Annotated in this window: 18 protein-coding genes; 6 read left to right on the forward strand and 12 right to left on the reverse strand. The window is 61.0% G+C overall.

Going from position 1 to position 23,404, the window contains the following annotated elements:
• Positions 1 to 76: 76 nt before the first annotated feature.
• Positions 77 to 295, reverse strand: coding sequence for a DUF1674 domain-containing protein (locus tag PMI03_RS22780; RefSeq protein WP_007698721.1), 219 nt, complete (start codon positions 293 to 295; stop codon positions 77 to 79).
• A 109-nt stretch (positions 296 to 404) separates the two neighbouring features.
• On the opposite strand from PMI03_RS22780, the gene htpX reads away from it, so the two are divergent.
• The 4 genes from htpX (at position 405) to purH (ending at position 6,307) form a co-directional block, all read left to right on the forward strand.
• Positions 405 to 1,391 (forward strand): zinc metalloprotease HtpX, encoded by a 987-nt coding sequence (gene htpX, locus PMI03_RS22785; protein WP_007698724.1) that lies wholly within the window; start codon positions 405 to 407, stop codon positions 1,389 to 1,391.
• A complete protein-coding gene (locus PMI03_RS22790; protein WP_409033807.1) occupies positions 1,382 to 2,797 on the forward strand; it encodes an RsmB/NOP family class I SAM-dependent RNA methyltransferase in 1,416 nt (471 codons plus the stop codon). The genes htpX and PMI03_RS22790 overlap by 10 nt, the downstream gene beginning before the upstream one ends.
• A gap of 151 nt (positions 2,798 to 2,948) precedes the next feature.
• Positions 2,949 to 4,595, forward strand: coding sequence for a heparinase II/III family protein (locus PMI03_RS22795; protein ID WP_039974543.1), 1,647 nt, complete (start codon positions 2,949 to 2,951; stop codon positions 4,593 to 4,595).
• Between the two features lie 95 nt (positions 4,596 to 4,690).
• On the forward strand, positions 4,691 to 6,307 hold the full coding sequence (purH, locus tag PMI03_RS22800) for a bifunctional phosphoribosylaminoimidazolecarboxamide formyltransferase/IMP cyclohydrolase (protein ID WP_007698732.1): 1,617 nt from the start codon (positions 4,691 to 4,693) through the stop codon (positions 6,305 to 6,307).
• A gap of 67 nt (positions 6,308 to 6,374) precedes the next feature.
• Here the strand turns inward: purH and PMI03_RS22805 are convergent, their stop codons facing one another.
• The gene (locus PMI03_RS22805; RefSeq protein ID WP_007698733.1) at positions 6,375 to 7,763 is read right to left on the reverse strand and encodes an MFS transporter; all 1,389 of its coding nucleotides are present in this window, start codon (positions 7,761 to 7,763) and stop codon (positions 6,375 to 6,377) included.
• A 49-nt stretch (positions 7,764 to 7,812) separates the two neighbouring features.
• Positions 7,813 to 12,603, reverse strand: coding sequence for an NAD-glutamate dehydrogenase (locus PMI03_RS22810; protein WP_007698736.1), 4,791 nt, complete (start codon positions 12,601 to 12,603; stop codon positions 7,813 to 7,815).
• 292 nt (positions 12,604 to 12,895) lie between these two features.
• On the opposite strand from PMI03_RS22810, the gene pdxY reads away from it, so the two are divergent.
• Positions 12,896 to 13,768, forward strand: coding sequence for a pyridoxal kinase PdxY (gene pdxY / locus PMI03_RS22815; protein ID WP_007698737.1), 873 nt, complete (start codon positions 12,896 to 12,898; stop codon positions 13,766 to 13,768).
• 73 nt (positions 13,769 to 13,841) lie between these two features.
• Positions 13,842 to 14,483: a carbonic anhydrase gene (locus tag PMI03_RS22820; protein WP_007698738.1), complete on the forward strand. Its 642-nt coding sequence runs from the start codon at positions 13,842 to 13,844 to the stop codon at positions 14,481 to 14,483.
• Positions 14,484 to 14,620: 137 nt separating this feature from the next.
• Here the strand turns inward: PMI03_RS22820 and PMI03_RS22825 are convergent, their stop codons facing one another.
• The 9 genes from PMI03_RS22825 to leuD all read right to left on the reverse strand — a co-directional run bounded on the left by PMI03_RS22825 (position 14,621) and on the right by leuD (position 23,336).
• Positions 14,621 to 15,442 (reverse strand): lytic transglycosylase domain-containing protein, encoded by an 822-nt coding sequence (locus tag PMI03_RS22825; RefSeq protein ID WP_007698739.1) that lies wholly within the window; start codon positions 15,440 to 15,442, stop codon positions 14,621 to 14,623.
• Between the two features lie 293 nt (positions 15,443 to 15,735).
• The gene (locus tag PMI03_RS22830; protein ID WP_007698740.1) at positions 15,736 to 16,770 is read right to left on the reverse strand and encodes an aspartate-semialdehyde dehydrogenase; all 1,035 of its coding nucleotides are present in this window, start codon (positions 16,768 to 16,770) and stop codon (positions 15,736 to 15,738) included.
• Between the two features lie 328 nt (positions 16,771 to 17,098).
• Positions 17,099 to 17,608 (reverse strand): Dps family protein, encoded by a 510-nt coding sequence (locus tag PMI03_RS22835; RefSeq protein ID WP_007698742.1) that lies wholly within the window; start codon positions 17,606 to 17,608, stop codon positions 17,099 to 17,101.
• Between the two features lie 287 nt (positions 17,609 to 17,895).
• Positions 17,896 to 18,645 (reverse strand): glucose 1-dehydrogenase, encoded by a 750-nt coding sequence (locus PMI03_RS22840; RefSeq protein WP_007698743.1) that lies wholly within the window; start codon positions 18,643 to 18,645, stop codon positions 17,896 to 17,898.
• Positions 18,646 to 18,801: 156 nt separating this feature from the next.
• A complete protein-coding gene (locus PMI03_RS22845; RefSeq protein ID WP_012652991.1) occupies positions 18,802 to 19,095 on the reverse strand; it encodes a helix-turn-helix domain-containing protein in 294 nt (97 codons plus the stop codon).
• 311 nt (positions 19,096 to 19,406) lie between these two features.
• A complete protein-coding gene (gene lpxE, locus PMI03_RS22850; protein WP_007698755.1) occupies positions 19,407 to 20,150 on the reverse strand; it encodes a lipid A 1-phosphatase LpxE in 744 nt (247 codons plus the stop codon).
• Between the two features lie 202 nt (positions 20,151 to 20,352).
• Positions 20,353 to 21,465: a 3-isopropylmalate dehydrogenase gene (gene leuB / locus PMI03_RS22855; protein WP_007698762.1), complete on the reverse strand. Its 1,113-nt coding sequence runs from the start codon at positions 21,463 to 21,465 to the stop codon at positions 20,353 to 20,355.
• Positions 21,466 to 21,717: 252 nt separating this feature from the next.
• Positions 21,718 to 22,536 (reverse strand): sugar phosphate isomerase/epimerase, encoded by an 819-nt coding sequence (locus PMI03_RS22860; RefSeq protein ID WP_007698763.1) that lies wholly within the window; start codon positions 22,534 to 22,536, stop codon positions 21,718 to 21,720.
• Between the two features lie 191 nt (positions 22,537 to 22,727).
• Positions 22,728 to 23,336: a 3-isopropylmalate dehydratase small subunit gene (gene leuD / locus PMI03_RS22865; protein ID WP_007698764.1), complete on the reverse strand. Its 609-nt coding sequence runs from the start codon at positions 23,334 to 23,336 to the stop codon at positions 22,728 to 22,730.
• Positions 23,337 to 23,404: the final 68 nt, after the last annotated feature.

The raw sequence follows: 23,404 nt of genomic DNA on the forward strand, positions 1-23,404 counted from the left end.
TTTTATCTCGCCCGTCCCGGGCGAGATAGGCTCTGCATCTGCTACGCCGATGCAAAACGGTCCGCACAGCGACTAATCAAAAATCGATCGTCCGTCCGTTGATTTCCCAATCGCCGAAGCGTGAGGGGTCTGCGCCGCCACGGCCGCCGATTTCGGGGGGGAGGTCGGTCTGCGCCTGCGCCTTGCGGCGTTCCTCGGCTTCGGCAAGTGCGCGCTTGGCGGCTGGCGAGAGCGGTTTGCGGGGCGCTTCGCCGGCTTCGATGTCGGTTTTATTGTCGTTATCTGCTGTCTGCATGGCTTGCTGCGGCCTGGAACTGTTGAAATAGCCGGGTGAATAGCCAAATCATAGTGCGTCCGGCCGCAAAGAGAAAGGTTCGGACTGCCGATCGTGTTGGAGACCCCGAATGAATCTCATGCGTACTGCCATGCTGCTCGCCTTCATGACCGCCCTGTTTATGGGCGTCGGCTATCTGATCGGTGGGCAATCCGGCATGATGATCGCGTTTGTCGCCGCAGCCGGCATGAACTTCTTTTCCTACTGGAATTCCGACCGCATGGTGCTGTCCACCTATGGTGCGCAGGAGGTGGATGAGCGCAGTGCGCCGGAATTCTATGGCATCGTTCGCGATCTGGCGCGCAATGCCGGCCTGCCGATGCCGAAGGTCTATCTCTACGATAATCCGCAGCCGAACGCCTTTGCCACCGGCCGCAATCCGCAGAATGCCGCCGTAGCCGCCTCGACCGGCCTCCTGCACGCCTTGACGCCGCAGGAAGTGGCGGGTGTCATGGCGCATGAGCTGGCGCATGTGCAGAACCGCGACACGCTGACCATGACGATCACGGCGACGCTTGCCGGCGCCATCTCCATGCTCGGCAATTTCGCCTTTTTTTTCGGCGGCCGCCGCGATAACAACAATCCGCTTGGCGCCATCGGCGTGCTTGCGGCGATGATCGTAGCACCTCTGGCCGCCATGCTGGTGCAGATGGCGATTAGCCGAACGCGCGAATATTCGGCCGACCGCCGTGGCGCGGAGATCTGCGGCAATCCGCTCTGGCTTGCCTCGGCGCTCGGCAAGATCGCCCGTGGTGCCGCGCATATCCCGAACGAGGAGGCCGAGGGACATCCGGCGACGGCTCATATGTTCATCATCAATCCGCTCTCCGGCGCGCGCATGGACAATCTTTTTTCCACGCATCCGGACACGGAAAACCGCATCGCCGCACTGCATGAGATGGCGCAGTATGGCGGCGGCACAGGCCCTTCCGTTGGCACGCCAACCCGCTCCGGCTCGACGGGACCGGCCATGACTGCTAATCCGGAGCGCAAATCGCGCTCCGTTCCGAATACGGGTCGCGGTGGTTCGCAACCGCCGAAGGGACCTTGGTCTTGAGTTCTGATAATAAAAACAAGCATTTCAATAAAGACGGAAAGCAAGCAGGAAACCGCTCTGGACAGGGCCGACCGCGTGATTCGGTTTCTTCCAAGCCCGGATTTGCGGCGCGCGCCGCCGCGGCGAAGATCCTTTCGGCCGTCATCGACCGCAAGACGCCGCTCGACGGCATGCTGGATGCCGAAGGCGGCAATCCGGCCTACAAGGCGCTTGGCGACAGTGATCGGGCGCTGGTGCGCGCTATTTTGAACTCGGCCTTACGGCATCTGCCGCGCATCGAGGCGGCGATCGCTTCGCTGCTGGATTCGCCGCTGCCGGAAGGTGCGCGCGCCCTGCATCATGTGCTGGTGGTCGGTGCGGCGCAGATGCTCTATCTCGACGTGCCGGATCACTCCGCCGTCGATATCGCCGTGGAACAGGCCAACCAGGATCCGCGCAATCGCCGTTTTGCCAAGCTGGTCAATGCCATTCTCCGGCGCATCGGCCGGGAGAAGCAGGACATTCTCAGCCAGGGCGCCGATGTGCCGGCCATGCCCAAATGGTTCCTGACGCGTCTTGAGGCCGCCTATGGCAGGCAAGCGGCGCTGAAGATTTCGGATACGCAGCTGGAGCCGGCCGCCATCGACGTCACGGTAAAATCCGACGCCGAGGGATGGGCGAAGCGCCTGAACGGCGTCGTCCTGCCGACCGGCGGCGTGCGGCTTGCCGCGTTTGAAGGCTCCATCCCGTCGCTGGACGGATTTGCGGATGGCGAATGGTGGGTGCAGGACGCTGCCGCCAGCATTCCGGCAAAGCTATTCGGCTCGCTTGCCGGTCAGCGGGTTGTCGATCTCTGTGCGGCGCCCGGCGGCAAGACGGCGCAGCTCATTCTTGCCGGCGGCAAGGTAACCGCCCTCGACCAATCCGCCAATCGCCTGAAACGGCTTTCCGGCAATCTGGCGCGGCTCGGGCTCGAGGCGGAAACCGTCGTCGCCGATATGGCGAAGTTCCAGCCCGACGATTTCTTTGATGCAGCCCTTCTCGATGCGCCGTGCTCGTCCACCGGCACGACACGCCGCCATCCTGATGTGCTCTGGACCAAGGGTCCGGAGGATATCGCCAAGCTTGCCGCTTTGCAGGAGCGTCTGCTTCGCCATGCTCTGACCCTGGTCAAGCCCGGCGGGCTCGTGGTCTTTTCCAATTGCTCGCTCGATCCCGAAGAGGGCGAGGACCTGGTGGCGCGCGTTTTGTCCGAAACGGACATGGCGGAGCGTGTGGCGATCAAGCCTGAGGACTGGCCGGGTCTCGAAGCGGCGATCTCTCCGCTCGGCGCTTTCCGTACCACGCCCGATATGCTGCCGCTCTCCGGCGGTTTTGCCTCCGGTCTCGATGGCTTCTTCGCCGTGGTGCTCCGTCGCACGCATTAGTGGCGGAGCTTGAGCGATTGCTCTCACATTGATGAAAAATCGGGCACAACGTCCCGATTTGGCATATTCCTAACCTCTTCTTAACCACCGGGTGTTGAGAGTAAGCAGAAGCAAATATGCAGTTTTGCGGCAGGATTTAGTGAAATTACACATGCGGGAAGCATGGCGGCGGATGTCTCGCCGCGCGGCGTTGGCGCGATTGCGTCTCACCCGCCACACGATGCGTGTGCCGGAACGGCTGATCGTGGCTCCGACGGATCTGCGCAGTATCGATCCTTTCTTTGTCGAAGAGCTTTTGAATGGCCGCATCCTGTTGGCGGGCCGCGTGCTGGAAACCGAGGGCGGATCGCCTTTCGCCCTGGAGCTTCCGTCGCAGGTCTTTGCCGTGCGGCTGCACAATTTCCGCTGGCTGCGGCACTTGCGGGCGGAAAAAAGCGATCAGGCGTCTGCCCTGGCGCGCTCCATTCTCAATGACTGGATGGCGGTTCATGGCCGCCGGCTGCAGGGCATCGCCTGGGCGCCCGATACCGCCGCCGAGCGGTTGATCGCCTGGTTGTCGCACTCGCCGGTTCTCCTGCAGGGCACGGATAGCGGCTTCTACCGCCGTTTTATGCGTATGCTCGTCCTGCATGTGCGCTATCTCCGCCGGATTGCGGCAACGACGCGGGATGGAACGACTCGGTTCCGGGTGCGCATCGCGCTTGCCATGTCCTCGGTCGCCATGCCGAACGGCGCTTCGGCGCTGAAGCGCGCCGGTCAGGCGCTGAACCGGGAAATCGACCGGCAGATTCTGCCCGATGGCGGGCATATCTCGCGCAATCCGCGCATAGCGCTCGAGCTTTTGCTCGATCTGCTGCCGCTGCGCCAGACCTATGTCAATCTCGGCCACGATGTCCCGTCGCGGCTGATCCCCGGCATCGACCGCATGTATCCGGCGCTACGCTTCTTCCGGCATCAGGATGGCGATTTGGCATTGTTCAACGGCGCGACATCGACGCTTGCCAACGAGCTGATGTCGGTGCTGCGTTATGATGAAACCGCCGGCCAGACGTTCAAGGCGCTGCCGCATGCGAAATACCACCGGCTGGCCGCGGGTCAGGCGGTGGTCATCGTCGATACCGGCTGTCCCGCCTCCACCGACCTTAGCCGCACGGCCCATGCCGGCTGCCTGTCCTTCGAAATGTCATCGGGCAAGGCCCGCTTCATCGTCAATTCCGGTGCGCCGGAATTTGCGGGCGACCGCTATGTACAGGCCGCCCGCGCGACGGCGGCGCATTCGACCGTAACGCTCAACGACACCTCCTCCAGTCTATTTTCCAAGTCGAAAACCCTTGGCCCCGTCATGGTCGGCGGGGTGAAGAAGGTTATCGTCGAGCGCGCTGAGACCGAGGATGGCCGCGATTATGTGCGAGCCGCGCATGACGGCTATCTCTCCACGTTCGGCTATGTGCATGAGCGTGAGATCAGCCTCAATGCCGCCGGCACGATCCTTACCGGCCGCGACCGTTTCTTCGTTCCCGAGGGCAAGAAGCATACACCAAGGGGTGAAAGCCTGGCGTCGGCTCGCTTCCATATCCATCCCTCCATCAGCCTGCTGCAGACCGAGACCGACAGCGCCCTGCTGATCGCGCCTGATGGCGAGACCTGGGTCTTCTCCTCGCCGGGCAACGAGGTGTTGGTGGCCGAGGATATCTTTTTCGCCGATGCCTCCGGCATGCGCTCCTCCGACCAGCTCGAGATTGTTTTCCCAATTGGCGAAAAGCCGGAAATCCGCTGGTTTTTGTCCTATCGGCCATAGGCTAACAGCGTCAGCTATGCTAACGGGGCGGGCATATCGTCCCGCGCCGTTTTCGCCGGACATCTCCTCTCCTCGCGCTATATCGGAGAAAGCCCATGGCCGTCGTATCCAAGAAAATCCCCGCTCCCGACAAAGTCCAGGTGAAAACCGCGCTTCTGTCCGTCTTCGACAAGACCGGCATCGTCGAGCTTGCTCGTGCGCTCAGCGAAAAGGGCGTGCGGCTGTTGTCGACCGGCGGCACCCATAAGGCAATCGCGGCGGCCGGCCTTGCGGTGACCGACGTTTCCGAAGTCACCGCGTTTCCGGAGATTATGGATGGCCGCGTCAAGACGCTGCATCCAAAGGTGCATGGCGGCCTGCTTGCCATCCGTGACGATGTCGAGCATCAAGCGGCGATGAAGGAACACGGCATCGAGGGCATCGACCTCGCCGTCATCAACCTCTATCCCTTCGAAGACGTGCGCAAGGCGGGCGGTGATTATCCGACGACGGTGGAGAATATCGACATTGGCGGCCCGGCAATGATCCGCGCTTCGGCCAAGAACCATGCCTATGTGATCACCCTGACGGATCCGGCCGATTACTCCGAGCTGCTCGAGCAGCTTTCCGCTGATGCCGGACAGACGACCTACGACTTCCGCAAGCGCATGGCCGCCAAGGCTTTTGCCCGCACCGCTGCCTATGACGCGATTATCTCCAACTGGTTTGCCGAAGCGCTCGACATCGCCACCCCACGCCACCGCGTCATCGGCGGCGTGCTGCGTGAAGAGATGCGCTATGGCGAAAACCCGCATCAGAAAGCGGCTTTCTACGTGACTGGCGAAAACCGTCCTGGCGTTTCGACCGCGACGCTGCTCCAGGGCAAGCAGCTTTCCTACAACAATATCAACGATACAGATGCGGCCTATGAGCTCGTTGCCGAGTTCCTGCCGGAAAATGGCCCGGCCTGCGCGATCATCAAGCATGCCAATCCCTGCGGTGTCGCCACCGGCCCGAGCCTGGTCGAAGCCTACAAGCGGGCGCTCGCCTGCGATTCCGTCTCTGCCTTCGGCGGGATCATCGCGCTGAACAGCATTCTTGATGCGGCAACGGCGGAAGAGATCGTCAAGCTCTTCACCGAAGTCATCATCGCGCCTGAGGTGACCGAGGAAGCCAAGGCGATTATCGCCCGCAAGCCGAACCTTCGCCTTCTCTCGGTCGGCGCCCTGCCCGATCCGCGCGTGGCCGGCCTGACCGCCAAGACCGTCTCCGGCGGCTTGCTCGTCCAGAACCGCGACAATGCGCTGGTCGAGGACATGGAATTGAAGGTCGTCACCAAGCGCGCGCCGACGGCGCAGGAGCTGGAAGACATGAAGTTCGCCTTCCGCGTCGCCAAGCATGTCAAGTCGAATGCCGTCGTTTATGCCAAGGACGGTCAGACGGCCGGCATCGGTGCTGGTCAGATGAGCCGCGTCGATTCGGCTCGCATCGCCGCGATCAAGGCGGAAGAAGCCGCCAAGGCCATGGGGCTTGCCGAGCCGCTGACCCGCGGTTCCGCCGTTGCCTCCGAAGCCTTCCTGCCGTTTGCCGACGGCCTGCTGTCGGCGATTGCCGCCGGCGCCACGGCCGTCATCCAGCCGGGTGGCTCGATGCGCGACCAGGAAGTCATCGACGCCGCCAACGAGCACAATGTTGCGATGGTCTTCACCGGCATCCGCCATTTCCGCCATTGATTGGCGGATATACCAAATTGTGAATTCGGATATCCCGGTTGGCCAGTTCAACCGGGATTTTCTTTTCCTATCTCGCCTTGTCGGCGGGATAGGGTGTCCGCAGCAGAAGTAAGAGACCGCCGGCGAGGAAGACGACCAGTGTCGCCATGCCGAGGCGAGCCGAGCCGCTCCAATAGGTCATCAGCGAGAAGAACAGTGTCGCCATGAAGCTGGTGGCGCGGCCGGAGAGCGCGTAGATACCGAAATAGCGACCGGCTTCGGCGATGCTGACGCTGCGGGCGAGATAAGAGCGCGAGGAGGCCTGCACCGGGCCGAAGGCGATACCGATCAGCAGACCGTACCCGATATAGGCCTTCTCGGCTGCCGTCCCGAACAGGCCGCCGGAATCGACGGTGGAAAGCGGCACGAGGCCGAAGAGCGTAAAGCCCGGCCCGGTCGAGACGATACCGAATGTGGCGACGAGCAGCAGGGTGAGGCTGATGACGACCGTTATTTTCGAGCCCAGCCAACGGTCGACATAGCCAGCGATGAAGCAGCCGAAAATGGCGATGACATTGAGGATGATGCCGTAGATGCCGATCTCGATGGTCGCCCAGCCGAACATGCCCGCTGCGAAGGTGCCGCCGAGGATCAGCAGGCCGTTGACGCCGTCCTGATAGATCATGCGGGCGATCAAAAAGAGGCTGATGCCCCGCCGACGTTTCAGCTCGCCGAGCGTCGTTTTCAGTTCACGCAGGCCAGAGCGAACAGCAGTGGCCAGCGGTAGGCCGCGCGCGGCATCCGGCGTGAAGAAGAACATTGGCAGGATGAAGAGGAAATACCAGACGGCGGCGATCGGCCCGGTGATGCGGGCATCCTCGCCGAGTGCTGCGTCGAGGCCGAAAAGCGGCGTCAAGCCGAGGATGGTTTTGCCGGTCTGCGGGCTGCCGGCCAGAAGCGCCACGACGGCAATCAGCACGATCATGCCGCCGAGATAGCCGAGTCCCCAGGCGGCGTTCGATACGCGGCCGACATCGTCCTTTCCGACAAGCCTCGGCATCATCGAATCGTTGAAGACGATCGAAAATTCCGCCGAGATCGAGGCGAGGATCATGAAGATGACGGGATAGATCACCGGTGAGCCGGGAGCGGCACCCCAGAGGCAGAAGAGGCTGGCGATCTTGATGACGGCGAAGAAAGCGATCCACGGCTTGCGTCTGCCGGATTGATCCGCGATCGAGCCGAGCACTGGCGACAGCACGGCGATGATCACCGAGGAGATCGTCGCCATATTGCTCCATGTCGCCTGCGCGGCCACCGGATCGGCGGTCAGTCGTGCCACGAAATAGGGGCCGAAGATGAAGGTGGTGACGACGGTGAAGAAGGGTTGCGCCGCCCAGTCGAAGAACATCCATCCCCAGATGCCCCGCGCCGGCACTTTTGCCGGCGCATTGTCGCTTATCTCGGTGGCTACCAAATTCCCGTCCTTGATTCCGCCGATCGGCTATTGAGTCGGGCGGACTGTCTCACCTCGCCCGGTCATGCGCAAGGTCGGTCAGAAGGCCGGCGGCAACCGTGATTCGGGCAAGGTTCGGATCACCGCTTTCGCTGAGGCTCGCAAGCTCCTCAGCAATGCGATTGATGCGGATGCGATCCTCCGCATGCCATGCCTGGATCGGCTGTTTGTCCTTCGGATGGTTCGACAGCGCCGAGATGACGATATCGCGCCGGGCGCCGGCGATCTGGTCGAGGCTGCGAGCCAAGGCCAGGCTCTCATAGTGATCGCCGGTGAGGATGCGGCTGCCGGCGAGCAGCAGGCGTCCGACACGGAAGGTCTGCGACACGGTGAAGTAGCTTTCGGCTGCGCGGTTGAGAGTATCGCCGGTGCGCTCGGCGATCTGCATGATCTCTGGGACGAGAACGAGCGCGTAGATCATGGCGATCTCGCCGGCGAGTTTTTCCGGCAGGCCGGCGGTCTGGTATTCCGTCTGGCGAGCGGCGATCTCGGCGGCGAAATCTGCCGGGATATGGCTGAGGAAGAGCGGCCGCAGCTTTTTCAAGGCTGCCTGAAGCCGGGTGATGGTTTCCTCGATATTGCCCTTCGCCGCGCCGGTTTTCAGCAGCAGGCGAGTGAGCGCCGTGTAGACCTCGGTGATCTCGCCGTAGACGCGGTTCTGCATCTGTCCGGCGACCTTGCCGTCAAGCGCGTCGGTTTCGTTCCAGAGCCGGTCGAGATCGAAGCCGTCACGGGCGAGCACGCTAGCCTTGACCACTTCGGCGGCCGATGCCGCCGTCGCGTCCATCATGCTGACGGCAAAGCCCGGCCCGCCGCGATTGATCGCCTCGTTTGCCAGCACGGTTGCTACGATTTCGCGCTTCAGCCGGTGGCCGGTGATGTCGGTGGCATGCGAGCGCTGCATCTTGGCCGGGAAATAATGGCTGAGCGTCGCGGCGAAATAGGGATCGTCCGGCAGGTCGCTTGCCGCAAGCGCGTCGAAGAGGACGATCTTGGCGTAAGAAAGCAGGACGCCGATTTCGGCGCGCGTCAGCGGCCGGCCATTGGCGTAGCGTTCGGCAAAAGTCTGGTCGTCCGGCAGCGTCTCGACCTTGCGGTTGAGTTGCTTGGCGGCTTCCAGAACGCTCATGAAGCGGCTGAGCTCAAGACCGTTGCCGGTACCCTTGCGCTCGGTCAGCGAGATCGCGAGGGATTGCAGATAGTTGTTGCGCAGTACGAGGACGGCGACTTCATCAGTCATCGACGCCAACAGCGTGTCGCGTTTGGCCCGCGTCAGGCGGCCGTCGAACATGGCCGAGGCGAGTGCGATCTTGATATTGACCTCGACGTCGGAGGTGTTGACGCCGGCCGAGTTGTCGATGGCGTCCGAGTTGCAGCGTCCGCCCTTGAGACCATAGGCGATGCGGCCCTTCTGGGTGACGCCTAGATTGGCACCCTCGCCGATCACCTTGGCACGAACCTCTTCCGCCGTGATGCGGATAGGATCGTTGGCGCGGTCGCCGACTTCCGAATCCGTTTCGGACGGTGCTTTCACATAGGTGCCGATGCCGCCGAACCAGAGCAGGTCGACGGGAGCCTTCAGGATCGCCGTGATGATTTCGAACGGCGTTGCCACCGTCTTGTCGATGCCGATCGCGGCGGCGGCGTCAACCGTCAGCGTCACCGATTTCGCCGAGCGCGAGATAATCATCGCGCCCTTCGACAGGACGGATTTGTTGAAATCCTGCCAGCTCGAGCGCGGCAGGTCGAAAAGACGCTGCCGTTCGGCCAGCGTCTTTGCCATGTCCGGATTCGGATCGATGACGATGTCGCGATGGTCGAATGCGGCGATGAGGCGGATCTTCGGCGACAACAGCATGCCGTTGCCGAAGACGTCGCCGGACATGTCGCCGACACCGACGACCGTGAAGGGGGTCGTCTGGATGTCGATATCCATCTCGCGGAAGTGCCGCTTGACGGTTTCCCAGGCGCCGCGGGCGGTGATGCCCATCTTCTTGTGGTCATAGCCGGCCGAGCCGCCGGAGGCGAAGGCGTCATCCAGCCAGAAGCCGGCTTCCTGCGCCAGCGCATTGGCGGTGTCGGAGAAAGTGGCCGTGCCCTTGTCTGCGGCAACGACGAAATAAGGATCGTCGCCATCCAGCCGTACCGTGTCGGTCGGTGCGATGATATCGGCGCCGGAGATATTGTCGGTGATCGACAATAGCGTGCGGATATAGGTCTTGTAGGCCTCGCGCCCGGCATTGAAGATCTCGTCGCGGGTGCCGCCAACCGGCAGCTTCTTCGGATAGAAGCCACCCTTGGCGCCGACAGGCACGATGACGGCGTTCTTCACCTGCTGCGCCTTCACGAGGCCGAGCACTTCGGTGCGGTAATCCTCGGCGCGGTCCGACCAGCGCAGACCGCCGCGCGCCACCTTGCCGAAGCGCAGGTGCACGCCTTCCACTTCGACGCCATAGACGAAGATTTCGCGGAAGGGCCGCGGTTCCGGCAGACCGTCCAGCAGCTTCGGGTCGAGTTTGAAGGCGAGCATGGCCTTAGGGGTGCCGTCGGGGTTTTTCTGGAAGTAGTTGGTGCGCAGCGTTGCGTCGATGGCGTTGACGTAGCGGCGCAGAATGCGGTCGTCGTCGAGACTTGGAACGTCGGCAAGCTCGGTTTCAATGGTCGCATGCAGCTCGGAAAGCTTGTTCGTGCGGTTCTTGTCGCTGAGCTTGGGATCGAGCGTGTCGTAGAACAGCCGGAAGATCGCGGCGGCGATGCGCGGATATTTATCCAGTGTCGCGGCGATATAGTCCTGCGAATAGGCGATGCCGGCTTGGCGGAGATAGCGGGCATAGGCGCGGAGCACATTCGTTTCGCGGGCGGAAAGATCGGCCGAGACGATCAGCCGGTTGAAGCTGTCATTGTCGATCGTGCCACCGAAGGCGGCGAGAAAGGCTTCCTCGAGTGCCGCGCCATGGCGGGCGAGATCGATTGTCGTACCGCTGCGGGCTTCCAGTTCCATGTCATGGAGCACCACATGGCCGGTTTCGCCGTCCTTGCCCGTGACATAGATGTCGAAAGTCCGCTCGCTGATGACGTTGAAGCCGAGATTTTCAAGCAGCGGCACGCGGCGCGACAGCGCCAGATTACCCTGCCCATGGAAAATCTTCAGCGAGAGGATATCGCCGCTTTCATCCTTGCGGGTGTAGAAGGCGATGCGGATCGGTTCGGCACCGGCGGTGGCGGTGATATCCGGCAGGTCGGCGACCGCATCTTCCGGCGTGAAGGCTTCCTGGAAAGCCTGGCTGACGGAGATGCGCGGTGCTTTCGGGCCGGCCAGCATGACGAAACGCTCATCCCAGCGGGCGGTGATGGCGCGGATCGCCTCTTCGAGCTTGCCTTGCGGAATATGTGGCGTCTTGCCGCCACTGCGGCCGATGATGAAGTGCACGCGCGCCACGCCGCCTTCCGGGAAGGCCGGGTAATAGGCGGAAACGCGGCCGTCATAGACGGTTTTCAGGTAATTACCGATCTTCTCGCGGACGACGGAATCATATTCTTCGCGCGGAACGTAGACGATGACCGAGACAAAGCGGTCGAAATGGTCGATGCGCGGCAGAGCGCGCACGTGCGGCCGGTCGGTCAGATCGTTGATCTGTTCGGCAAAGCTTGCGAGCAATGTGGTGTCGATCTGGAAGAGATCGTCGCGCGGATAGGATTCCAGCGTGTTTTCCAACATGCGGCCGGAATGGCTGGCCGGGTCGAAGCCGAAATGATCCTTGACCTTCTGCACCTTCGAGCGCAGCAGCGGCACATCGGCGGCGGCGCTGGTATAGGCGGTCGAGGTGAAGAGACCCACGATGCGCAGCTCGCCGGTGACGTTGCCGTCAGCGTCGAAACGCTTGACGCCAACATAATCCATATAGGCGCGGCGGTGGACGATCGACTTGACGTTGGCCTTGGTGACGATCAGGAAGTCCGGACCATCCAGGAAGGCGAGAATTTCAGGTGTGGTGGTGACGGCGTCCTTGCCCTGGCGAAGCACCAGGACATCCGGATTGGAGAGGATACCGAGGCCGGTGCCGCGATCGCGTTCCACCTTGGCCTTGGCGCCCTTGCCGGAATAGACATACTCGCGCATGCCGAGGAAGGTGAAATTGCCGTCGCGCAGCCAGGAGAGGAAAGCCAGTGCCTCGTCGCGCTCCGCCTTGCGGCGGCCGTTCGCTTCATAGATGGAAAGCTCCGATATCACGGTGTCGAGCCGCGTTTGCATCGACTTCCAATCGGAAACCGTCAGATGCGTCTGATCGAGCACGGTCTGGACGCGCTTGATCAGGTCTGTTGCTTGCGCTGCGGTCAGCGGTGCCAGATGCAGCTGGATATGGCTGACGCGATGGGCCGGATCGCTCGGATGATCGGCGGAATAAAGGCTCGGCAGCTTGCCTTTTTCAATGACCAGGATCGGGTGCACGGCCATGTGGAGATCACGGTAGCTGCTCGTCACCTCGCCCATCACCGATTCGTAGAGGAAGGGCATGTTGTGGTCGGTGATCGACAGGATCGAGACGGGCACGCCATCGGGATCGATATCGGTCACCTGCTCGATCGAAACGCGGGGGGAGGTACCGCTCCAGGCCGCGAGCTCCTTGGCCGCGTGCACCGCAGCAAGGGCAAGCATTTCCGGGCTGTAGCGCTCCATGTCGTCATTGCTTGCCCGGCCGAACAGGATCTCCGGATCGAGATGTGCCTCGCCGGTCGCGGCAGCGATCTTTCGCGCCGCCTCAATCTGTTTTTCCCGTTTCGGGTTGGTCCTGGACGCCATGAATTTCCTCCAAATTTCAAGATTTTGACCACAGTATCAGAAGATTTATCGAAAAAACTGGCAAAATGAATGCAGATTTGATCGCTTTTCGACGGATTCTGTCTCAAATCGTGAAGAATCTTGCCGAACGTCGTGATCCCGTTGCAAAGCGCATGATAGGGGCGCGGAATTGTCACCATAAGCTCCGCAACAGACGTTTTCATGACTCTGTGAAGCGCGGTTGACAGAGTGACGATAAAGGGATCATCACAACCCCATCGAAGTCGGAAGATCATAACCGGAAGCAAGCATCATGTCGGACAATTCGGCGGGCGCCGTTATCGTCATCTCCAGTCATGTCGTCAGAGGCTCCGTCGGCAATCGTGCCGCCGTCTTCGCACTGGAAACCCTCGGTCATCCCGTCTGGGCACTACCGACCATCGTCCTTCCCTGGCATCCAGGCCATGGCCGCTCGACGCGGTTGACCTTCAATGAAACTGATTTCGATCACGCGATCGACGATCTCATCGCGGCACCCTGGTTGTCGGAGGTGAAGGCGGTGCTGTCGGGTTATTTCGGCAATGCCGCACAGGCGCGCTCCGTTGCCCGGCTGGTAAGGGCGCTGAGAGAAAAGAACCCCGATCTCTTTTATGCCTGCGATCCGGTCATCGGCGATGCCGGTGGTCTCTACGTACCCGAGGCGACGGCGGAAGCGATCCGCGATCAGCTGATCCCGCTGGCGTCGCTGGCGACACCGAACCGCTACGAGCTTGCCTGGCTCGCGGGGGCGCCGCTGGAGGACAACAATGCCGTCATGGAAGCTGCCCTGGCGCTCGGGCCGTCGCGCATGCTGGTGACCTCGGCTGTGCCGATGATGGCCGGCGGTATCGGCAATCTCTATCTCAGCGGCCGAAATGCGCTGCTTGCCGAACATCGCAGCATCGACAATGCCCCGAACGGGCTCGGCGATCTTCTCTCGGCCGTGTTCCTGTCACGGCTTCTATCCGGCATGGATGAGGAGCGGGCACTGCAAATGACCACGGCGAGCGTCTATGAAGTCCTGGCAAGGGCGGTCAAGCGCGGCAGCGACGAGCTGACGCTGGCGGCGGATGCCTCCAGCCTGTCGACACCGATGGCAATGGTGCAGATGCGCCGGCTGATGCATCCCGCGCAGCGCAAGAGGTAGCGATCGAGCCTGTCAGGAGCTTTTTGCAGTGCAATAGTTGCCATCGGCGGCGGCGCGCTGTAATTCAATCTCCATGGACAGCTTTCCTACCTCCCTTCTGAGCGGTTATCGCAACTTCATGAGCGGGCGTTACGTCGATGAGCGCGAGCGCTATCGCAGCCTCGCCGAGAGCGGCCAGAGCCCATCGACCTTGGTGATTGCCTGTAGCGACTCCCGCGCAGCGCCGGAGATTATCTTCGACGCCGGCCCGGGGGAGCTTTTCGTCATCCGCAACGTCGCCAATATGGTGCCGCCCTATGAGCCGGACGGGCATTTCCATGCGACGTCGGCAGCACTTGAATTCGCGGTACAGTCGCTGAAGGTCTCCGACATCGTCGTCATGGGCCATGGCCGCTGCGGCGGCATCCGCGCAGCACTTGATCCCAATGCCGAGCCGCTCTCGCCAGGTGACTTCATCGGTCGCTGGATGGGGCTCCTGAAGCCCGCCGCCGAGCAGATCCAGAGCAACGATATCATGACACAGGCCGAGCGGCAGACGGCGCTGGAGCGCATCTCGATCCGCAACTCGCTCGACAATCTGCGCAGCTTTCCGGATATCAAGGCGCTGGAAGAAGAAGGAAAGTTGAACCTGCACGGGGCCTGGTTCGATATTTCGACCGGCGAGCTGTGGGTGATGGACGCAAAGACCCGCGACTTTATCCGCCCCGAAGCCTGAGAACGCTCTATCTCTTTGCTTTGCGCAAGTCCGGACGGAAAACTGTGGCACAGTTTTCCTGAAATTGCTCTAGGTCTAACGAAAAAGGCGCTCCGGACCATCAGGTCGAAGCGCCTTTTTGATTTGTTTGGCTCTGATTACTTGCCGTCGATCTGCTTGCCGATATAGGCGATTGCCTCCTGATAGACCCTTGCATCGTTCCAGCCGCCGATCGCCGAGAAATTCGGTTCGCCGGGCTGATAGGGAGCACCAGCCTGCCAGCCATGGCCCTTCAGGAAGTTCGCGGTCGAGGACAGCGCATCGGCGCGCGAGCCGACGAGATCGACCTTGCCGTCGCCGTCGCCGTCGACGCCATACAGCACGACGTTCTTCGGCATGAACTGCGTCTGGCCGATTTCGCCATGGGCGGCACCACGAGCGGACGGGCTCAGATAGCCTTCGCCGACGAGCTTGAGGGCGGCATAGAGCTGATCGGTGAAGTAGGCGGAGCGACGGCAGTCAAAGGCAAGTGTCGATACGGCCGAAAGCGTATTCTGGTCGCCCATGAAGCTGCCGAAACCGGTTTCCATGCCCCAGATGGCGATGATCGGGCCCGGGGGAACGCCGTAACGCTTCTCGATGCGCGAGAACAGAGCGGCATTGGCCTGCTTCATGCTCTTGCCACGGCTGATGATTGTCTGGCCGCCGCGCTTTTTCATGAACTCATCGAAGGAGAGCTTGAAGCTCTTCTGGCCGCGGTCCGCGCGGATGGTCGGCTGATTGTAATGGACGTTGGCGAAGGCGCGATCGAGTGTGGATTGGCTGATACCCTGGCCCTGCGCTTCCTGCTTGAATTCGCGCACCCAGTTGTCAAAACCGGCTGATGTGTTGCTGCAGGATGCCGCGTTTGCCGCAAACGGTGTGCCCAACAGCAACCCAACCGCAACGAGAGCTGCCATTCCAGACTTAGTGATGCGCATTCAGAATCCCCAAATTCTTACCGCGCGAAAGACGCGGGAACGTTTTTGAATGGCGCGCGAGCCTCTCCGTTCTCCGGGCTCATGCGCTGTCTTGTCGCCACAGGACCATGCCAGTATCGGATGGTTCTGTCATTACTACATTTTAGCGATCAATGTTTTTCGCTTCGCGTGAAACAAGATCACTCAAGAATATTTTGAAAAAGCCCCGCCTTTCGGTGTGAAATGGCGAGGCTTTTCCTCAAATCCTGCTTAGATGGACAAGGTTTATAAACCGTAAATTGGTTTGCAGACGCTTATGCAGCTTGCTTGCGCGGCTTGATCAGGCCGCGGTTGATCAGGAGTTCTGCGATCTGGATGGCGTTCAATGCCGCACCCTTGCGCAGATTATCGGAGACGACCCAGATGTTGAGGCCATTTTCGACCGTTGCATCTTCGCGGATGCGCGAAATGTAGGTCGCGTCTTCACCGGCGCATTCATAGGGCGTGATGTAGCCGCCGTTTTCATGCTTGTCGATGACAAGGCAACCCGGCGCTTCGCGCAGGATATCGCGGGCCTGATCGGCGGTGATCTCGTTTTCGAACTCGATATTGACCGATTCCGAATGGCCGATGAAGACCGGCACGCGCACGGCGGTGCAAGTGACCTTGATTTTCGGGTCAAGCATCTTCTTGGTCTCGGCCAGCACCTTCCACTCTTCCTTGGTGTAGCCATCTTCCATGAAGCTGTCGATGTGCGGGATGACGTTGAAGGCGATGCGCTTGGTGAACTTCTTGTTCTCGATCGGGTCGGCGACGAAGACGGCCCGGGTCTGGTTGAAGAGCTCGTCCATGCCATCCTTGCCGGCGCCGGAAACGGACTGGTAGGTGGAGACGACGACGCGCTTGATCTTGGCGAAGTCATGCAGCGGCTTCAGGGCCACGACGAGCTGCGCGGTCGAGCAATTCGGGTTGGCGATGATGTTGCGCTTGGTGAACTGCGTGATGGCGTCCGGGTTTACTTCCGGCACGATCAGCGGCACGTCGGCGTCGTAGCGCCAGGCCGACGAGTTGTCGATGACGACGCAGCCCTGGGCGCCGATCTTCGGCGAGACCCGCTTGGAGACATCGCCACCGGCCGACATCAGGCAGATGTCGGTGTCGGAGAAATCGTAGTTCTCCAGGTTCGAAACCTTCAGCGTCCGGTCGCCGAAGGAAACTTCGGTGCCCTGCGAGCGGGCCGATGCCAGTGCCACGACTTCGTCCGCGGGGAAACCGCGTTCAGCCAGGATATTGAGCATTTCGCGACCTACATTTCCGGTCGCGCCCGCTACTGCAACTTTGAAACCCATTTCTCAAGCTCTCTTTCTCTTCTCTCCTCTTTGGCGAGGGGGGAACCACGGTCATAACGACCGGTTCCTGTCCCCAGCCGAGCCGGGGAGAGAGCGGCAGGCCAGAGACGTCAGACGGTTTTCGTCGTCGTTTTGGCCTTGGTTTTGGAAGAAACCGGAAAATAGACATCCCGCCCGGCACATTGCGCCAGGTGAGCGAAGCTATCGATCTGTTCGAAGCGAACCATGGAGGTCTTCCTTTTCCGTCGCCGGTTCTAAGAGGTTTTCCACAGGAGTCAAGGATTTTGCGTTCCCACCCTGGCGGGAACGCGGAAATCGGAGCGAAGTTTCAGCGATTGGTGTTGCGCGTGGATTCGAACAGGAACCAGGTGCGGCGCTCTGTTTCGTCCAGCCAGTTTTCCAGCAGGCTGGCAGTGGCGATATCACCATATTCGTCGCAAACGTCGTGGGTGGCGCGGATTTCGGCTGAAAGCTTGAGATTGTTGTCCGCCAGCTCGGCGAGCATGTCCTGGGCGTCGACATAGTCGGCATCATTGTCGGGGATACGCTGCAGCTTGGCGATCTGGCCGATGGAACGCAGCGTCGTGCCGCCGATCTTGCGGGCGCGCTCGGCAAGTGGATCGGTCATGGCGAAGAGCTGCTCACCCTGTTCGTCCAGCAGCAGGTGGTAGTCGCGGAAATGCGGGCCGCTCATATGCCAATGGAAATTCTTGGTCTTGAGGTAAAGCGCAAAAACATCAGCCAGCAATGCCCTCAACGCTGCGGAAATATCGCGTGTCGCTTCTTCGCTGAGATTGGTGCGGGTACCCAGTTTCGATTTGGTATTGGCGCTGCTCATGATGACGTGCTCCGTTTCGTTGTTCGCAATGGCGGTCGCAGGGAGATGTTAGCGGAGTTCGATGACATTCGCTGTTGCGTGGAATTGCATGGCAGGCGGGACCTGCCGCGAGCATTTCGTAGCAAAACCGGCCGCGATGATCTGCGGAAAACCCGAACGGAATGATAGTATGAAGACGTAGAGGGTTTGGCAACCGCTCTCTAATGTAGCAGGCCTGAGCGGCGTCGCGATATGCGAAACAATGCCGCTCCCCTCGCGAGGAGGAGAGCGGTCTGGTGAATGGGCGGTTACTTCAGGCCACCGCCGGCATAGAGGGTTTCGCCCGTGAGCCAAGCGGAATCCTTCGAGGCGAGGAAGACGGCGATCGGGGCGATGTCCGTCGGCTGGCCGAGGCGGCCGAGCGGCGTTTGCGAAACCAGATGCTTTTCGAAATCACTGCCGATGACGCCGGCCGCATGGACGCCTTCAGTCTCGACGCCGCCGGGCGAGATGGTGTTGACGCGGATGTTGCGAGGCCCAAGTTCCTTGGCGAGGATCTGGGTGATCGAGGTGACGGCCGCCTTGGTCGCCGTATAGACGGCGGCGGTCGGCAGGTTCAGGGTGACGGCATTCGAGGCGATATTGATGACATTGCCGCCTTCTGGGCCGAAATACTTCACCGCTTCCTGCGTCGTCAGCAATGTGCCGAGGACGTTGATGTTGAATTCACGATGGAATTCCTCTTCGGTGATCTCTTCCAGCGTCGCGAACTTGTAGACGCCGGCATTGTTGACGAGGATGTCGACGCCGCCGAACGCCTCCTTGGCCTCGGCGAAAAGCCGCTTCACATCGGCGGATTTTGAAACGTCGCCATGTGCCGCGATCGCCTTGCCGCCCTTGGATTTGATCTCGGCCACGACCCTGTCGGCGCCTTCCCGGCTCGATGCATAATTGACCACGACGGCTGCGCCCGCCTCGCCAAATGCCTTGGCGATACCGGCGCCGATACCCTTCGATGCTCCGGTCACAATCGCGACCTTGCCTTCTAGCTTGCTCATGTCATCTCCTGTCGAGATATTGTTAGATAGTTTTATAATTATCGAACTATTGACGCGAACGAGGCCCTGAAGTGACGGCCGTCATCCTGTCACTTTGATATTTAGATAATCATCTAAGTGATACAAGAGCAGGCGCGCGTGGCCGGCAAAGAATTGTCAGATGTTGGAAAGCTCGGCCATATAGGCGTTGAGCACGTCGCGCCGGAGAAGCAGGCTCGCGAATTTGCCGTCCCGCAGGATTTCGATGAGACCGGCATTCTCGAGTTCTTTGAGGTGATGAGACATCGTGGCGGCGCTGACGGTATGACATTGGTTCAGCACGCTGCAAGGCATGGGATCGGCAGTGCCGCCGATCTCCTTCAGGATCTGCACACGACGCGGCTCGGCAAGCGCCCGGGCAATCAGCCCCATCTGCCTCTCGCTCAATCGTGTCTGCCCGGCATCGGTCATCGTCTTTACCACATCGCAAGCGGGAACAATTTCCCGCAGCTTCACCGCTCCAGATATATGAATGTGACGGATGGTTGGCAACCATTCGGGGTGGGTGGACGGGTCGATGTTCAATTCGCAAATGATTTTTTCGAGAGCTAGGGGCCGACCCTTGTGGTTCGAGGCTTCGCCGCCTTCGCTGATGCTTCGGCATCAAAGCACCTCACCATGAGGGCGAGGAAAATCTCTCGGCCAGGCTCAAGAAAAGCCCTCACCCTGAGGTGCGGAGGCTGAAAGCCGGAGCCTCGAAGGGCGAGGGCGGATGGGATCCCCTACTTCCCCTTCAGCAGCGGCAGTCTCGGCACAGGCCAGCCGGCCTCGCCGATGCGGAAGAGCAGGCCGTAGCGGGAATAAACAATCGCCATCATGAAGGAGAACCAGCCGCCGAGTGCCAGGCCGGCGATGACGTCGCTTGGATAATGCGCGCCGATCATCACGCGCGTCGCGGCGAGCCAGAGGGCGCAGGCGATGAAGAGGTAGCGATAGCGCGGGAAGAGGAAGGCCAGCGCCACGAAGAAGGCGCCGATGGTGGTCGCATGGCCGGACGGGAAGCTTTCGAAGCCGGCATGGCCATTGAAGGGCGAGAAGCCGAAGGGACCCCAATCCTGGAAATGCGTGGGGCGGGCACGGCCGATGGCGCGTTTCAACAGGTTGGCGAGAATGCCCGAAAGTGCGATCGTCGTCAGCAGATAGCCACCGATCTGGCAGATGCGCAGCGCCTGGCAACGGCAGCGCGCCGATTGCAACAGCCGGCTACCGGCCCAGCCCTCGAAGAACAGGAAGGCGCTGATCAGGATGAGCCAGCCGGATTCGCCGAAGTTCGTGAGCATCTTGCCGAAGAAATGAATGGGCGGCGCCATGTTCCTGATATTGGCGCCCACCGGCCAGTCGAAGAGCAGGGCTGAAAGCAGGACGATATTGGCGGTCAGGAACAGGCAGATCTTCCAATGCGACGGCGCAAAGCCATGTCTGCTTCGCCGCCACCGCCTGTCGAGAGACGTCAAGATCGCCTGCATGTTCACCGCCCGTCGCCGACATTTCCACCCCAGTCGACGACTACGCCTAGCAGGTTCCTGCTACAGTTTTTTTACAGATTTGAGACGGTCGGCGAGGCCGCGAAGCCATGATTTGTGTCCGGTGGCGGGATCAACGAAAAAGCCCTCGCTCTGCAAGCAGGAGCGAGGGCTTTTGTGTTTCACGTGAAATATAGCCGGCGATTTATGCCGAAAGGGCCTTGAATTCGGCCAGGATAGCGTCGCCCATTTCGGTGGTGCCGACCTGGCGGCTGCCCGCAGACATGATGTCGCCGGTGCGGATGCCGCTGTCGAGCACGTTGGCGATCGCCTTTTCCAGCGCGTCGGCCTCGGTCACGAGAGCGAAGGAGTAGCGCAGGCACATGGCGAAGGAGGCGATCATGGCAATCGGGTTGGCGATGCCCTTGCCGGCGATGTCGGGGGCCGAACCGTGCACCGGCTCGTAGAGCGCCTTGCGCTTGCCGGTCTTGGCGTCGGGGGCGCCGAGCGAGGCCGACGGCAGCATGCCGAGCGAGCCGGTCAGCATGGCGGCGACGTCGGAGAGCATGTCGCCGAAGAGGTTATCGGTGACGATGACGTCGAACTGCTTCGGCTGACGAACGAGCTGCATGCCGCCGGCGTCGGCTAGCATATGTTCGAGCTGGACGTCAGCATATTTTTCCTTGTGTGTCGCGGTGACGACCTGGTTCCAGAGCACGCCGGACTTCATGACGTTGCGCTTTTCCATCGAGCAGACGCGGTTGTTGCGGGTACGCGCCAGTTCGAAGGCGACGCCGGAGATGCGTTCGATTTCGTAGGTATCGTAAACCTGCGTGTCGATGCCGCGCTTCTGGCCGTTGCCGAGGTCGATGATTTCCTTCGGTTCGCCGAAATAGACGCCGCCGGTGAGTTCGCGGACGATCAGGATATCGAGGCCTTCGACCAGCTCCGGCTTCAGCGAAGAGGCCGACGCTAGCGCCGGGTAGCAGATGGCCGGGCGCAGGTTGGCGAAAAGCTGAAGATCCTTGCGCAGGCGCAGCAGGCCGGCTTCGGGGCGCACTTCGTAAGGCACATCATCCCACTTCGGACCACCGACGGCGCCGAAGAGAACGGCATCGGCGGCCATCGCCTTGGCCATATCGGCATCGGAGATTGCCGCGCCGTGCGCGTCATAGGCGCTGCCGCCGACCAGACCCTCGTCGGTAACGAAACCGGCGCCCTTCGCCTTGTTCATATAGGCGATGATCTTGCGGACTTCGCCCATGGCTTCAGGGCCGATGCCGTCACCCGGCAGAAGGAAGAGATTGCGCACTGTCATGGGAAGAGCCTCCGCAAAAGAAACAAGTTGCGGGTTCTTAGACCTGCAAATGCGGCTTTTCAAGCGAGGAAGGGCGGGAAACGGTACGGTTTTGCGGCTTTTGCGGCCAATCACCCGCCCTCACCCTTCGAGGGCCCTGCGGGCCACCTCAGGGTGAGGGTTAATCTTTTGTGCTTGGCTGAAAAGGCCGCTCCACTCTCATCCTGAGGTGCGGAGCCTCGAAGGACAAGGGTGGCCCCGACTCACTGCCTCTTACTCAGCCAGCCCCAGTGAGGCCAGATAAGCGGCCGATGCCGGGATCTTCGACTTGTCCTTGATCTCGATGATCAGGCGCGGATTGCTGTCGAGCTTGGCAAGGGCGGCGAAGACGGCGCGCCAGTGGATGTTGCCTTCGCCGAGGCTCCAATGGCGGTCGGCATAGCCGTCGGCGTCCTGCAGGTGGATGTGCTGCAGGCGGTTGCCGGCGGCGTGGACGTAGTAGTCGACTGGCGGCGCGGCGGTGTAGCCATGGGCATAATGGGCATGGCCGGTGTCGATCGACACGGCAACAGCCGGCGAATTGAAGCTGTCGGCGAGGCCGACGCGGATATGCGGATCCTTGTCCTCGATGTTCTCGATGACCATGGTCAGCCCGATGTCTTCGGCGCGCTTGACGGCGTCCTTCAGCGTCAGGTGCGTATGTTCGATGATCTTTTCGCGTTCGCCCTTGTTGTTGTCCAGGTTGTTGTAGGACCAGGACGTATAGGGGCTATGGATGACCATCTGCGTCGCGCCGATATTGGCGCAGACGTCCAGCGCCTGCAGGAGGCGCTTGGAAACCACGGCGCGGATATCGGGATCCTGCGAGGCGATGATGAAGCCCCAGAACGGGCCGTGGATGCCGAGACGGCCCTGATGGCCGTCGAGCAGTTTTCTGGCACGCTCGGCAAGCGGCGCCCAGTCGCCATTCAGGATTTCGGCGTCAACGAAACTCTGCAGTTCCAGGTCGCGCGGCTTTTCGAGCAGCCAGCCGCGATGGGTTTCGACGTCGGTGAGCGTCATGGCGGCGCCGACAATGGGAAGGGAGGTCATGGAATGCTCCAGTAGGGGGAGAAAATCGGGGACGGGAGCGGCCTCTGGGCGCTCCGCAGAGGCTGTATGAACCTGCTTCTTGTCGGGCATATTACAGCCGACCGGATCTCATGACCTTTATACGCCGAGGCATAAGAAAAAGCCGGGCTTTTCAGCCCGGCTTTGACACGCAAATATTATGATGAAATCGATCAGGCAGCCCAGGGATGAGCGGCGGCGTTCGACTTTTCGAACTTGTCGATCGCGGATGCCTTTTCCAGCGTCAGGCCGATATCGTCGAGGCCGTTCAGCAGGCAGTGGCGCTTGAATTCGTCGAGTTCGAACTTCAGCGAGCCGCCGTCCGGGCCAGTGATCTCGAGGTTTTCCAGGTCGATCGTCAGGATGGCGTTGGAGCCGCGCGAGGCGTCGTCCATCAGCTTGTCGAGATCTTCCTGGCTGACCTTGATCGGCAGGATGCCGTTCTTGAAGCAGTTGTTGTAGAAGATATCGGCGAAGCTGGTCGAGATGACGCAACGGATACCGAAGTCGAGCAACGCCCAGGGAGCATGTTCGCGCGAGGAACCGCAGCCGAAATTATCGCCGGCGACGAGGATCTTGGCGTTCTGATAGGCCGGCTTGTTGAGCACGAAATCCTGGTTCGGCGATCCGTCTTCATTGTAACGGGCTTCGGCGAACAATCCCGTTCCGAGACCGGTGCGCTTGATGGTCTTCAGATAATCCTTCGGGATGATCATGTCGGTGTCGACATTGACGACCGGGAGGGGTGCTGCGACACCGGTCAACTTCACGAACTTGTCCATAGGTCCTGCCTTCAATTTTCGTCTATGCACGAATTATCCTGCCAATAGCGCAAATCCGGCCCAAAATG

The sequence above is a fragment of the Rhizobium sp. AP16 genome (genome assembly GCF_000281735.1).
Classification (GTDB): Bacteria; Pseudomonadota; Alphaproteobacteria; order Rhizobiales; family Rhizobiaceae; genus Rhizobium; species Rhizobium rhizogenes.